General features: G+C 39.0%; 1 protein-coding gene. It reads left to right on the top strand.

Going from position 1 to position 1,076, the window contains the following annotated elements; translation table 11 throughout:
* A partial coding sequence (locus EKL98_RS17140; RefSeq protein ID WP_126563252.1) for an aldo/keto reductase occupies positions 1–989 on the top strand: 989 nt, incomplete at its 5' end.
* Between the last annotated feature and the right edge of the window lie 87 nt (positions 990–1,076).

Genomic DNA, 1,076 nt, shown 5'->3' with positions numbered 1-1,076 from the left:
TCATGAACTATAGAAAATTAGGCAAAACAAATTTCAACATCTCTGAAATAGCATTGGGAACTTGGCAAGTGGGCGGAAAATGGGGTTCGCCATTCAATGATAAAACCGCAGACGAATTGATTAACACCGCAATTGACAATGGCGTGAATTTCATTGACACTGCCGATGTGTATGAAAATGGATTGAGCGAAACCGCCGTTGGAAGAGTCGTTCGCTCTCGTTCCGAACGTATTTATGTTGGTACAAAATGTGGGCGATTTATAAATCCACATTCGAATGAAGGCTACCAACCCAAAGTATTACAAAAATTTGTGGAAGATAGTTTGAAAAGAACTGGACTCGAAACTTTAGATTTAATCCAATTGCATTGCCCGCCAAACGAGGTCTATTATCGTCCCGAAATCTTCGAAATGTTTGACCGTTTGAAAGAACAAGGAAAAATTCAAAACTTGGGCGTCAGCGTCGAAAAAGTGGAAGAAGGACTCAAAGCCATTGAATATCCAAATGTGACCACGGTGCAAATTATTTTCAACCTTTTCCGTCAACGACCATCCGAATTGTTTTTCAAGGAAGCACAGAAAAAGGATATTGGTATCATTGCGAGATTTTCTTTGGCCAGCGGACTTCTTACTGGATTATTCGATGCTAAAACTACTTTTGGAGCGCAAGACCATAGACATTTCAACCGAAACGGAGCCGCTTTCGACAAAGGAGAAACATTCTCTGGAATTGATTATGAATTGGGTTTGAAAGCCGTTGAAGCCTTGAAAGCTTTGTTTCCAGGAGTTCCTAATTTGGCGCCAATTGCCTTGCAATGGATTTTGAGTTTCAACGAAATCAGCTGTATTATTCCAGGAGCTTCAAAAGCTAGTCACGTAGAATCGAATTTATCGGTTTTTGATTTACCAAAATTGACACCTGAAAAAATTGCAGCAATGAATGCTATTTATGAAAAATACATCAAACCAGAAGTGCATCAATTGTGGTAATAAATGTTTAAAATATTTAGCCACAGATTCACAGATTTTTACAATAATTTAAAATCTGTGCCCCGAGCGTCAGCAAATTGGCGAAGC

This window comes from Flavobacterium bomense (assembly GCF_003970355.1).
This window is presented reverse-complemented; position numbering and strand designations above follow the sequence as displayed.